Source organism: Caulobacter sp. SRI_014, from assembly GCF_057586315.1.
Window position 1 is genome coordinate 422253 of record NZ_JBYCZQ010000003.1, and the last position, 12281, is coordinate 434533.

12 protein-coding genes and 2 pseudogenes are annotated in these 12281 nt (G+C 68.2%); 3 read left to right on the top strand and 11 right to left on the bottom strand.

Going from position 1 to position 12281, the window contains the following annotated elements; all coding sequences use genetic code 11:
- Positions 1–40: 40 nt before the first annotated feature.
- The 3 genes and pseudogenes from AC2YG9_RS10615 to AC2YG9_RS10625 all read left to right on the top strand — a co-directional run.
- Positions 41–511 (top strand): annotated as a pseudogene (locus AC2YG9_RS10615) (RNA pyrophosphohydrolase); the annotation flags it as partial.
- Between the two features lie 24 nt (positions 512–535).
- Positions 536–1636: pseudogene (locus AC2YG9_RS10620) on the top strand (alpha/beta hydrolase); the annotation flags it as partial.
- On the top strand, positions 1633–2394 hold the full coding sequence (locus AC2YG9_RS10625; RefSeq protein ID WP_487297937.1) for an alpha/beta hydrolase: 762 nt from the start codon (positions 1633–1635) through the stop codon (positions 2392–2394). The pseudogene AC2YG9_RS10620 and the gene AC2YG9_RS10625, both read left to right, overlap by 4 nt.
- 13 nt (positions 2395–2407) lie before the next feature.
- Here the strand turns inward: AC2YG9_RS10625 and AC2YG9_RS10630 are convergent, their stop codons facing one another.
- The 11 genes from AC2YG9_RS10630 to AC2YG9_RS10680 form a co-directional block, all read right to left on the bottom strand.
- On the bottom strand, positions 2408–2923 hold the full coding sequence (locus tag AC2YG9_RS10630; protein WP_487297938.1) for a hypothetical protein: 516 nt from the start codon (positions 2921–2923) through the stop codon (positions 2408–2410).
- Between the two features lie 78 nt (positions 2924–3001).
- Positions 3002–3529, bottom strand: a complete 528-nt coding sequence (locus tag AC2YG9_RS10635) for a hypothetical protein (RefSeq protein ID WP_487297939.1) — start codon at positions 3527–3529, stop codon at positions 3002–3004.
- A 78-nt stretch (positions 3530–3607) separates the two neighbouring features.
- On the bottom strand, positions 3608–5662 hold the full coding sequence (locus AC2YG9_RS10640) for a S9 family peptidase (protein ID WP_487297940.1): 2055 nt from the start codon (positions 5660–5662) through the stop codon (positions 3608–3610).
- 60 nt (positions 5663–5722) lie between these two features.
- Positions 5723–6049 (bottom strand): quaternary ammonium compound efflux SMR transporter SugE, encoded by a 327-nt coding sequence (gene sugE / locus AC2YG9_RS10645; RefSeq protein ID WP_487297941.1) that lies wholly within the window; start codon positions 6047–6049, stop codon positions 5723–5725.
- A 77-nt stretch (positions 6050–6126) separates the two neighbouring features.
- Positions 6127–6807: a hypothetical protein gene (locus AC2YG9_RS10650; RefSeq protein ID WP_487297942.1), complete on the bottom strand. Its 681-nt coding sequence runs from the start codon at positions 6805–6807 to the stop codon at positions 6127–6129.
- 109 nt (positions 6808–6916) lie between these two features.
- Positions 6917–7180: an ATP synthase F1 subunit epsilon gene (locus tag AC2YG9_RS10655; protein ID WP_487297943.1), complete on the bottom strand. Its 264-nt coding sequence runs from the start codon at positions 7178–7180 to the stop codon at positions 6917–6919.
- Positions 7180–7419 carry a hypothetical protein gene (locus AC2YG9_RS10660; RefSeq protein ID WP_487297944.1) on the bottom strand — a complete coding sequence of 80 codons (240 nt, stop codon included), beginning with the start codon at positions 7417–7419 and terminating at the stop codon, positions 7180–7182. The genes AC2YG9_RS10655 and AC2YG9_RS10660 overlap by 1 nt, the downstream gene beginning before the upstream one ends.
- A gap of 5 nt (positions 7420–7424) precedes the next feature.
- Positions 7425–9062 carry a F0F1 ATP synthase subunit beta gene (atpD, locus tag AC2YG9_RS10665; RefSeq protein WP_487297945.1) on the bottom strand — a complete coding sequence of 546 codons (1638 nt, stop codon included), beginning with the start codon at positions 9060–9062 and terminating at the stop codon, positions 7425–7427.
- Positions 9063–9092: 30 nt separating this feature from the next.
- Entirely contained in the window at positions 9093–9971 is an 879-nt protein-coding gene (locus AC2YG9_RS10670; protein WP_487297946.1) for a F0F1 ATP synthase subunit gamma, read from the bottom strand.
- A gap of 29 nt (positions 9972–10000) precedes the next feature.
- The gene (atpA, locus tag AC2YG9_RS10675; RefSeq protein ID WP_487297947.1) at positions 10001–11533 is read right to left on the bottom strand and encodes a F0F1 ATP synthase subunit alpha; all 1533 of its coding nucleotides are present in this window, start codon (positions 11531–11533) and stop codon (positions 10001–10003) included.
- Positions 11534–11537: 4 nt separating this feature from the next.
- On the bottom strand, positions 11538–12092 hold the full coding sequence (locus AC2YG9_RS10680) for a F0F1 ATP synthase subunit delta (RefSeq protein WP_487297948.1): 555 nt from the start codon (positions 12090–12092) through the stop codon (positions 11538–11540).
- Positions 12093–12281 lie beyond the last annotated feature (189 nt).

A 12281-nucleotide genomic window follows, 5' to 3' on the forward strand; every position in this document is an offset into this window, starting at 1 on the left:
TGCGGTTCGCCGCCCGGGCGCCCGGACCTAAGATGGTTCGGTGACCGACTCGTTTCCCAAGCATCGCCCCAACGTCGGGGTCGTCCTCTTCAACCGCGACGGCCGTGTCTGGCTGGGCCGTCGCGCCAATACGGACACCCTGCACCGCTGGCAGTTCCCGCAGGGGGGCATCGATCCTGGCGAGGACTTCGAGGCCGCCGCAAGGCGTGAGCTGGAGGAGGAAACCGGCGTCACCTCGGTCAAGATCCTCGGCCGCACCGAGGGATGGATCACCTATGACTTCCCCCACTACGCGCGGGGCTCGAAGTTCACCAAGGGCTGGACCGGCCAGAAGCAGGTGTGGTTCGCCATGCGGTTCACCGGCAAGGACAAGGAGGTCCGGCTGGATGCCCACGGAACGCCCGAGTTCGACGATTGGCGCTGGGGTCGACTCGACGAGGCCCCGGGCCTAATCGTACCGTTCAAGCGCGCCGCCTATGAGCAGGTGGCGCAAGCCTTCAGACAATATGCGGGGACGGCGATGAGTGGTGCGATCCTGATGATCCATGGCGTGGGCTGTACGGGCCAGGCCTGGGACCGCTTTGCGCCGGCCTTCCGCGCCCTGGGATGGCGGGTCGAGACCCCGACCCTGTTCCCGGACAAGCGCACGGTCAGCAAGCCGCCGGCCGACCTGCCGTCGCTGCGCCTCAAGGACTATGTCGACGCCATGGAGGCCCAGGCCCGCCAGCTGGAGGCCGAGACCGGCCAGCCGCCGGTGCTGATGGGCCATTCGATGGGGGCGCTGATCGCCCAGAAGCTGGCCGAGCGCGGCGTCGGCCGGGCCGCCATCCTGCTGACCCCCGCCTCGCCGGCCGACGCCCGCAGCGGCAGCGCGCTCGCCCAGGCCGTGACCTTCGGCAACATCCTGTTCGCGGGAAAACCCGAGACCAAGCCCCACAAGATCTGGCCGACCGGCTTCAAATGGGGCGTGCTCAACCGCGTGCCGGCCGCGCGGCATGCGGAGATCTATGCAACCGCCGTCTACGACAGCGGCGGCGTCTACAACGACCTGGCCTATCCGGCCAAGGATGAGCACGGCATGGCTGTCATCGACGAGCGCAAGGTCACCGTGCCGGTGCTGACCGTCGGCGGGGCCAAGGACCGGGCTACCCCGATCGCCGACGTGCGGCTGGTCGGGGCCAAGTACGGCCGGGTCGGCGGCGACTATCTGGAATACCCCAACAACGCCCACTGGATCATCGACGAGCCGGGCGCCGACCAGGTCATCGCCGACATCGCCGCCTGGCTGGCGACCAAGGGCCTGAACGCCGATCCGCCCGCCGTGAAGGCGGCCGCGCCCAAGAAGGCTCCGGCCGCCAGGAAGGCCGCTCCGGCCAAGGCCAAGGCGCCCGCGAAAGCCAAACCGGCGGCGAAGGCGGCCCCTGCTCCGATGGTCGCCGAGCCGGCGCCCGCCAAGGCTCCGGCCAAAAAGGCCGCCAAGCCGAAGGCTGAGGCCACGACCAAGCCGGCCGCCAGGAAGGCGTCTGCGCCGAAGGCCGTCGCGGCCAAGCCGGCGGCCAAGGCCAAGGCGCCCGCCAAAAAACCGGCGGCCAAGAAGCCGGCGGCCAGGAAACCAGCCGCGAAGCCGAAATCTTGAGCCACGCCAAACCGCCGATCGTCATGGTCCACGGCGCCTTCTGCGGCGGCTGGATCTGGGATGACTTCCGTACCGCCTTCGAGGCGGCCGGCCATGTCGTCCTGACTCCCGACCTGCCGGGGCACGTCCCAGGGACCGACCCGGCGGGCAAGTCGATGAGCGACTATGCAGACCACGTCGCCGCGGTCTGCGCGTCCTGCGAGGCGCCGCCGGTCCTGGTCGGCCACTCCATGGGCGGCCTCGTCGCCCAGATGGCCGCCAGAAAGGCCCGGCTGTCGGCCCTGATCCTGCTGGCCCCCTCGGCCCCCTGGGGGGTCTATGGCTCGACCATGGAAGAAGGCGCGAGCGCCGTCAGCCTCTATGCCCTGGGCCCTTTCTGGCTTCAGGCCATCGCCCCGGACCGCGGCCTGGCCCATAGCTACAGCCTCGACCGCACGAGCAAGGCCTACCGTGACGCCGCCTTCGCCCGCATGGTCCCGGAAAGTGGCCGGGCCCTGTGGGAGACCCTGAACTGGTGGCTTGACCCGTTCATGACCACCCAGGTCTCAAGCAAACCCGGCCTGCCGGTGTTGGCCATCGCCGGCGGCAAGGATGTCATCCACCCGGCCGCCACCGTCCGCCAGACCGCCCAGCGGATGGGCGGCGAGACTGTGGTGTTCGATGAGATGAGCCACTGGCTGCCGGGCGAGCCCGGCTGGGAGGCTGTCGCCGCCCGCTGCCTCGGCTGGCTGGACGGCAAGCTGTCGAAAGCCGCGTGACGAAGCCAGCCCGCTACCTGGCGGTATTGTGCCAGACGTGGGCCATGGCCGAGAGGGTCGTGGGCCCGATACCCTTGCTCTCGTCGCCCGGCAGGATGGTCGCGACCGTCAGGGTGCCGTCGTCCCGCCGCCGCACCGAGGTCTTGCCTTCCTCATAGACGAACCAGTCCGCCGGAAGCGCCGACAACGTCCGCTGAATCGCGTCGCGGCGCGGGGTGGCCATCAGGAAGACGCGGCACTGGTTCTTGGCCGGGTCGTAGCCGACATGCACCCGGCCCGCCGTCACCGGCCGGCGCCACCAATCGACCCGGGTCGCGTCCTTGAAGAAGAAGCTCTGCAGGGCCGGCGGATCGGGTGGGCCATCGACCAGTCCCCCCTTGCCCTTGGCGGTGGCCGTGCTGCCCCCCTCGACGATGATCCGGCAGGCCGTAACCGCCTGGTTGAAGCCGGTCAGGTCATCGACCGGCGTCTGCGCGGCAGCCGGCAGGGCGAGGCAGGCGATGACGGCGGCGAGGATCAACGAACGCATGGCGCACTCCCTTGAAGCGAGCCCGACAAAGCGCCTCTTGCCGACGGCCGTCAGCCCCAAAACCGGGGGCTGCCTCCCCTACTTCGACGACGGCATGACGTAGACGTCGACCAGCGCCCCGATCTGCTCCTGGCTGACAGCTTCCGGACCCAGGTGCAGGCTGGCCACCGCCAGGTTGTCGTCAGCGCGCCGGCGATAGAAGAACCGGGTGGCCTGATCGGACGCCATTTCACGCCAGCCGGAGAAACCCTCGGCGGCGACCTTGTCGATCGCGGCCTTGCCTGGCTGGCCCAGCAGGAAAATCTTGCAGTTGTTGACCGAACGGCTGGCCGCCACCCGGATCACGCCCGGCGCCAGAGTGCGGCTGTACCAGGCCGTGTCGCGGACATCCTTGAGGAAGGCCCCCTGCAGGGCGGCGTGGGTCGGCGCGCTGGCCAGCCGCGTGCCGGAGAAGGCGGCCGCGGCGGTCGCGCCGTCATCGACGAACCGCCGGCAGGCCTGGACGGCCTCGACAAGAGCGCCGGGGCTATCGCCCTGAGCCGTGACCGGCGCGGCGAAGGACAGGGCGGCCAGCAGGGCGGCGGCGAGAAGCAGCAGACGGGACATGGTGGCGGTGCTCCGGTTGCGCCCACTTTGTCGCCCGCCGCCGGGACCGAAAACCTCCGAAAGGGGGTTACTCCGCCCCTATTCCGCTTTCGGGACCTTCTCGCCATCGAAGGCGCCCTGGATGAAGTTGATCATTCGCCGCCGCAGATCGACCCCCTGCCAGGGCTCGCGGCTGACCCGGCCGCTGAAGGCGCCGCCCAGCACGCTGTGGTTGGCGCGAGGATAGAGGATCAGCTCGACCGGCACGCCCTCCTGGCGCAGGGCGCGGTACATCTCCCAGCTCTGGCCGGGCGGATCGGTGATGTCCTCCTCGCCCTGCAGCAGCAGGAAGGGCGTCTTGACCTTGTGGGCCGTCGACAGCGGGCTCTGGCGCCAGGCGTCCTCGAAGTTCCGCCAGGGTTTGCCGTAGTACCAGCGGTCGTACCAGCTCGAGTCCTCAGTGCCGTACTCGCTGAACTGGTCGATGACCGGCGCGCCGCTGACCAGGGCCTTGAAGCGGTCGGTGCGGCCGGCCACGAAGCCGGCCATCTCGCCGCCGTAGCTGTAGCCGATCAGGGCCATCCGCTTCTCATCGACGGGATAGTCGCGGAGCACCGCATCGACCCCGGCCATGATGTCGCGATAGTCGCCGCCGCCCATGTCGTTCTTGTTGGCGGCCAGGAAGGCGGTCCCGTAGGAGGTGCCGCCCCGGGGATTGGGCTGCAGCACCGCCCAGCCCTGGCTGACCAGCAGGTTCACGAGGTTGGAGTTGTTGTCGAGGAAGGTGCCGGCCGGCCCGCCGTGGACGTTGACGATGAGGGGGACCTTGCCCTCTCTGCCGTCTTTGGGCGCATTCGGCGGCAGGTAGAGCAGCCCCTCGATGGTCAGGCCGTCGCTCTGCCAGCTGATCAGCCTGCTCTGAACCGGCTTCCAGCCGGCCGGAACCAGGGGCGGGGTGGTCAGCCGGACCGGCTTGTCGCCCAACGCCTTTACGACAAAGGGCGTGTTCGGCTGGACGCTGGAGGCGGTCTGGAAGGTCCAGCCGCTCTGGCCGGGGTTGGACGCCAGGCCACTGGTCACCGGCTGGCCGGTGTCGACCCAGGCGATCTCGCCGCTGGTCAGGGAAATGACTCCGACCCTCTGCCGCACCCCGACATCGACCAGCATCACCGCTGAGCGGCCGTCGCGGGTCAGGGTGAAGTCACCGACCAGCGAGCCCTTCAGACCCCGCGTCAGGTTGCGCGTCGCCGACCCTTCGCTCTCGCGGACATAGAGGTCGGAGCATCCGGGCGGGGTGTCGTCCTGACATTGGGCCAGGTAGACGACGCCATCCGCCGCGCCGGTCAACCGCACGGCCCCGACGCTGGGCGGCAGGCCCTCGATGCGGCGCGGCGACCCTTCGACCGTCACGATCCAGCCCTGCGAGGCGGGGCCGAGGTCGTCGCTCTCGGGATCGACCACCACGGTCATGCGCCGCGAGTCCGGCGTCCAGACCGGTGTGCCGGCGTCGAGCGGCAGCTCGACCTCCCGCGCCGTCCTGCCGTCGCTGGAGACCAGATAGAGGCGGGTCTTCCGGTGGTCAAAGCCGACGCGGCGGGCGTCGTCCTTGCGGTCCCTGGCCTCCTCGACCCTGGGGTCCTCGTTATCGGCGGCGGTGACCGCCAGCCATTGGCCATCGGGCGAGACGGCGACGGCGCCGACCGACAGCTCATCGCCGTCCACCTTCGCCGCCCAGGCGGCGCTGAGCTTGCCGCCCTTGCGGGCCAGGCGGAAGGCCAGGGCCTCACCCCCGTCGAGCGGCAGGCGCATCAAACGGCGACTGTCGGACCGGCTGGCCGTGAAATAGAGCCAGCGGCCGTCGGGTGACCAGGCGGGACTGTCCTCGCCGCCATCCTTGTCGGCCGGCGAGCGGGTGAGCTGGCGGCCCTCGCCGCCATCGGCGGGCAGCAGCCAGATGTGGGTCTTGCCGCCGTCGGCGGTGCTGTCGCTGATCACGGCCGCCACCTGGCCGCCGGACGGGGACAGGGCCAGGGCGCGGACCTCCCGCACCTGGCGGATTTCCTCGTTCATCGTCCCCTTGGGCGCCGACAGGGCCGGCGCGGCCAGAGCGAGACTGAGGGCTGCGACGAGCGCCAGGCTTCTGGAGATGGTCATGGTGGTCCCGTCCGGCGTCTTGGCTCGACTGTCGGACGGGGCCGCCCCCGCTTCAAGCGGTCAGGTCGTGGGGCCTGAGAAAATCTTCAGGCCCACGATTCCGGCGACGATCAGGCCGACGCAGACCAGCCGCGCCACGGTGGCCGGTTCCTTGAACAGGATGATGCCGACGATCACCGTCCCGACCGCGCCGATGCCGGTCCAGACCGCATAGGCGGTGCCCAGCGGCAGGGTCTTCACCGACCAGCCGAGCAGGGCCATGGAGATGACGAGGGCGATGGCCGTCCAGACGGTCGGCCACAGGCGGGTGAAGCCTTCGGTGTATTTCAGGCCAACGGCCCAGCCGGTCTCGAACAGTCCGGCGATTACGAGGATGATCCAGGCCATAGGAGTTTTCCTTATGAAGCCGGGCCGTCCCGAGTGAGAAGGCGGCCGGCGGGTCGTCCCGCCGGCCCTTCAACGCCTTACGGCGTGATGGCGTAGAGGATGTCGGTCTGGTCGTACTTGCTGTTGACCGGCGTCCCGCCGACCTTGCGGACGGTGATCAGCACAATGTCTTCGCGCTTGTTGTCGGCGGTCACATGCGACCACTTGCGGTTGGTGCGCTCCATGTCGGTGGTGCGCTTGGCGTTATCTTCCAGCGTCCAGCCATTGTAGACGGCCCAGTTGTGCAGGTCGGTGATCGTGGCCTCGAGGCCGTTGATCGTGTGCTGGACCGAGATGTTGCAGACGTTCCTGTTCACGCCCTGGTCGCGCAGGGTAACCTTCAGGCCCGGGGCCCAGGTCTTTTCCCAGATCATGTCGCGCTTCTTCAGCTTGAACCCGTAGGCCGGGGCCAGCTTGTTGATGTCGCCGCCCTGGACCAGCGGGAAGCAGACCTTCTTGATCAGGTCGTTGAACACCACCGAGGTCGCCTCGGTCGGCGCGGCCGGCGGCGGGGGCGGAGGCGGCGGGGGTTCGGGCGCGGGCGGCGGAGCCGGCGGGCCGGCTTGCGGAGCCGGGACGGCTTCGGACGCGGGGGCCGGCGGGGCGGCAGGGTCCGCGGCGGCCGGGGCCGGGGTCGGCGCGGGGGCCGCGGCTTCCTGGGCGACCACGGCGGTGGTCAGTGCGCTCGCAGCGAGCAGGGACAGGATGGCGACACGCATCGGACTTCAACCCTCTTGAACATTAGGCGGCGGCATCAAAGACCGCCTTGCGATCCCTCGCAACCTGCCAACGATTGAATCCCGGCGAAAAAATGACGCCGGTAATAGTTTAGGCGGCTTCCACGGCGTGTTCGGCCAGGATCGTCAGGCCGGCCGGGGTGACGTCGGCGAAGCCGCCATGGACGTCGAACACCCGGGTGGTCGACCCGTTGACCACGGTGATCTTGCCTTCGCGCAGGGCGGTCATGAACGGCGCGTGGCCGGCCAGGACGCCGAAGTCGCCTTCGATGCCGGGGGCGTCGACGCGGTCGACTTCGCCGGCGAAGACTTCGCGCTCGGGGGCGACCAGGGAGAAATGCAGCTTGTCGGCCATCAGTCCACCGCCTCCAGCGCGGCGTCGATATCTTCGTCCGTCTGCAGCTCGGTGCCGCAGAAGGGACAGAACTGGACGGAGATGAGGAGGTTGCCCTCTTCCCCGTCCTGCTCGGTCTTGCCCGCGTTGAGCAGGATCAGACCGCTGTCGTGTTCGAACAGCGCCGCGTCGGGACCCGCCGACAGGCAGGTCTCCATGTCGTCACAGCAGTAACCCGCGGCGATGTCGTCGTCTTCCATCAGGCTTAGGCCTCTTGAGCCATCTTTTCGGCCTTGGCCACGGCTTCTTCGATCGGGCCGACCATGTAGAAGGCGCCTTCCGGCAAGTGGTCGTATTCACCTTCGCAGATGGCCTTGAACGAGCGGATGGTGTCCTTCAGCTCGACGAAGGCGCCGGGCGTGTTGGTGAACTGCTCGGCCACGAAGAACGGCTGGCTGAGGAAGCGCTGGATCTTGCGGGCGCGGGCCACGGTCAGCTTGTCCTCTTCCGACAGCTCGTCCATGCCCAGGATGGCGATGATGTCCTTCAGCTGCTTGTACTGCTGCAGGATTTCCTGGGTCTGGCGGGCGACGCGGTAGTGCTCTTCACCGATGACCAGCGGGTCCATGATCCGGCTGGTGCTGTCGAGCGGGTCGACGGCCGGGAAGATGGCCTGGGCGGCGATGTCGCGGCTCAGCACGGTCGTCGCGTCCAGGTGGGCGAACGAAGCGGCGGGCGCCGGGTCGGTCAGGTCGTCGGCGGGAACGTAGATGGCCTGTACCGAGGTGATCGAACCCTTGTTGGTCGAGGTGATGCGCTCCTGCAGGTTGCCCATCTCGGTGGCCAGGGTGGGCTGGTAACCCACGGCCGAGGGGATGCGGCCCAGCAGAGCCGACACTTCGGCGCCGGCTTGCGTGAAACGGAAGATGTTGTCGACGAACAGCAGCACGTCCTTGCCTTCCACGTCACGGAAGTATTCCGCTTGCGTCAGGCCGGTCAGGGCCACCCGGGCGCGGGCGCCGGGGGGCTCGTTCATCTGGCCGTAGACCAGGGCGCACTTGGAGCCTTCGGTCGAGCCGTTGTTCTTCTTCGGGTCCACGTTGACGTTGGACTCGATCATCTCGTGATACAGGTCGTTGCCTTCGCGGGTGCGTTCACCGACGCCGGCCAGAACCGAGTAACCGCCGTAAGCCTTGGCGATGTTGTTGATCAGTTCCTGCATGGTCACGGTCTTGCCGACGCCGGCGCCGCCAAACAGGCCGATCTTGCCGCCCTTGGTGTAGGGGCACATCAGGTCGATGACCTTGATGCCCGTGACCAGCACTTCGGCCGAGGTCGACTGCTCCTCGAAGCTCGGGGCTTCGCGGTGAATGACGTTGTAGATGTCCGACTGGATCGGGCCGGCCTCGTCGATCGGCTCGCCGATGACGTTCATGATGCGGCCCAGCGTGCCCGGACCGACCGGAACGCGGATGCCGGCGCCGGTGTCGATGACCGGCTGACCGCGGGTCAGGCCCTCGGTGGTGTCCATCGAGATGCAGCGGACCGAGTTTTCACCCAGGTGCTGGGCGACTTCCAGGACCAGGCGGAAGGTTTCGCCGGTGCGCTGGTCGCGGTTTTCGGTTTCCAGGGCGTTCATGATCGCCGGCAGGGCGCCGGTGAACTCGACGTCGACGACGGCGCCGATGACCTGGGAGACGCGGCCGGTGGCGGCGGCGAAGGAGATCTGGGCGGCCTTGCCGGCGCCGCCGACGGCCTTGGGAGCCGCAGCCTTGGGGGCGGCGGCCTTCTTGGCGGCGGGAGCCTTGGCGGCAGCGGCAGCCTTCGGCGCGGCAGCGGCCTTCGGGGCGGCGGCGGCTTTAGCAGCCTTGGGGGCGGCGGGCTTCTTGGGGGCGGTGGCCATGTCTTGGTCTTCCGTGCGGTCTTAATTCGGTCAGAGGGCTTCGGCGCCGGAGATGATCTCGATCAGCTCCTTGGTGATCTGCGCCTGGCGGGTTCGGTTGTATTGGATGTTGAGGGCCCGGATCATGTCGCCGGCGTTGCGCGTGGCGTTGTCCATGGCCGTCATCTGGCTGGCGTAGAAGCCGGCCATGTTCTCGAGCAGCGACGAGAGGATCTGCACCGTGATGTTGCGCGGCAGCAGGGTCTCGAGGATGGCTTCCTCGCTCGGCTCGTATTCGTAGGCCGCGCCGCCCAGATCGGCGGGAGCGCCGCCGCCGGACACCTGCGCGGGGATCAGCTGCTGGGCGGTCGGGGTCTGGCTGACCACCGACTTGAAGCGGCTGTAGAACAGGGTGACGACGTCGGTCTCGCCCGCTTCGTAGATCTCGATGATCCGCTCGGCGATGGGGGCGGCGACCGACAGGGTCAGGGTGCGTGTCGCCGACAGGTCGTAGCTCTCGATGATCCGCTCGGGATAGAGCCGGCGCAGCGGCGGCAGCGCCTTCTTGCCGATCGTGATGATCTTCACGTCCTTGCCTTCGGCGATCAGCTTGCTGATCCGCTCGCGGGCGGCGCGGACGATGGACGAGGTGAAACCACCCGCCAGACCACGGTCGGCGGCGGCGACGACCACCAGGTGGCGGCGATCGCTGCCCGTGCCGGCCAGCAGCTTGGGCGCGCCGTCACCGGACACCCCCGCCGACAGGTTGGCGATGACCGAAGCCATGCGCTCGGCGTAGGGGCGCGCGTTCTGGGCGGCGTCCTGGCTGCGGCGCAGCTTGGCCGCGGCGACCATCTGCATGGCTTTCGTGATCTTCTGCGTGGCTTTCACGCTCGAGATCCGATTGCGCATTTCCTTGAGGCTGGCCATCGAGGGCTACTCTCTCCTGGTCAGCCGACTTAAGCGAAGGTCGCGGTGAAGTCGGCCAGGGCGGCCTTCAGCTTGTCTTCCAGGTCGCTCGAGAGCGCCTTGGTCGTGCGGATGGCGTCCAGCAGGTCCTGGTGCTTGCTGTGCAGGCGGCTCAGGAACTCGGCTTCGAAGCGGCCGACGTCGGCGGTGGCGATACCGTCGAGGTAGCCACGGGTGCCGGCGTAGATCACGCAGACCTGCTCTTCGACCGACTGCGGGGCGTACTGGGGCTGCTTGAGCAGCTCGGTCAGGCGCTCACCACGCGCCAGCTGGCGCTGGGTGGCGGCGTCGAGGTCCGAACCGAACTTCGCGAAGGCGGCCATTTCACGGTACTGGGCCAGCTCGCCCTTGATCGGACCGGCGACGGTCTTCATCGCCTTGATCTGGGCCGAGGAACCGACGCGCGACACCGAGATACCGACGTTCACGGCGGGGCGGATGCCCTGGAAGAACAGGTCGGTTTCCAGGAAGATCTGGCCGTCGGTGATCGAAATCACGTTGGTCGGGATGTAGGCCGAGACGTCGTTGGCTTGGGTTTCGATGACCGGCAGGGCGGTCAGCGAGCCCGAACCGTTGTCTTCGTTCAGCTTGGCGGCGCGCTCGAGCAGGCGGCTGTGCAGGTAGAAGACGTCGCCCGGATAGGCTTCGCGGCCCGGCGGACGGCGCAGCAGCAGGGACATCTGGCGGTAGGCCACGGCCTGCTTGGAAAGATCGTCATAGATGATCAGGCCGTGCATGCCGTTGTCGCGGAAGTACTCGCCCATGGCGCAGCCGGCGAACGGGGCCAGGAACTGCAGCGGGGCCGGCTCGGAAGCCGTGGCGGCGACGACGATGGTGTATTCCAGGGCGCCGGACTCTTCGAGGGTCTTGACGATCTGGGCGACGGTCGAGCGCTTCTGGCCGATGGCGACGTAGATGCAGTAGAGCTTGGCGCTCTCGTCGTCGCCGGCGTTGGCGGCCTTCTGGTTCAGGATGGCGTCGATGGCGACGGCGGTCTTGCCGGTCTGACGGTCACCGATGATCAGTTCGCGCTGGCCGCGGCCGATCGGGATCAGGGCGTCGATGGCCTTCAGGCCGGTCTGCACGGGCTCGTGCACCGACTTGCGCGGGATGATGCCCGGAGCCTTGACGTCCACGCGGCGACGCTCGGTCGAGACGATCGGGCCCTTGCCGTCGATCGGCTCGCCCAGCGGGTTGACGACGCGGCCCAGCAGGCCCTTGCCGACCGGCACGTCCACGATCTCGCCGAGACGACGGACTTCGTCGCCTTCCTTGATCTGGCTGTCGGCGCCGAAGATCACGATCCCGACGTTGTCGCGCTCGAGGTTCAGGGCCATGCCCTTCACGCCGGCCGAGGGGAACTCGACCATTTCGCCGGCCTGGACGTTATCCAGACCGTAGACGCGGGCGATACCGTCACCAACGGACAGAACCGAGCCGACGTCGGAGACATCGGCTTCTTCGCCGAAACCGGCGATCTGCGACTTGAGGATGGCCGAAATCTCGGCGGCGCGGATGTCCATAACGTTACGCTCTCTTCAGGGCGAATTTCAGGGAGTCGAGCTTCGACTTCAGCGAAGCATCGAACAGACGAGAGCCCACGCGGACCTTGAGCCCACCCAGAAGGGCGGGATCCACGCGGGTGGAGATTTCCGGTTCCTTGCCCAGCGACTGACGGAGCGCCGCGGCGATCCCTTTCGACTGGGCAGGCGTGAGCGGAAGGGCGGAGACGACTTCGGCGGTGACCGCGCCGCGATGGGCGGCGGCCAGGTTGCGGAAGGCGTTGATCACGAGGGCCAGGTCACGGGCCCGGCCGTTGGCGGCCAGCAGACCCAGGAACTTGGCGGTCAGCATGTTGACCTTGGACTTGGCGGCGACCGCCACCAGGCCCTTGCCCTTGTCTTCGGCGGTAAAGGCCGGCGATTCGACGAGGCGCTTGAGGTCCTTGCTCTCGGCGAGCGCGCGCGAGAGGGTTTCCATGTCGGCCTCGACGGCCTTCAGGGCGTTGTTGTCCATGGCCAGGTCGAACAGGGCCTGGGCGTATCGATCGCCCACATCGTTGGTCTTGCTGTCGTCCGCCAATTTGGTCCGTCCGGTGCGTTCTGTCCGTCGTCAGCAAGGTTACCCTCACCACGATCCTAAAGGCTTGAAAGCGCTTGAGAAAAGCACGTGGGCGAGGGGGTCGTTACGAACCGCCTGCCCGAAGCCGGGCGCCTGATAGCACGGGGCGTTGTGCATCGCAATGTCGTGGGGAAATAAGGTTGCGCGACG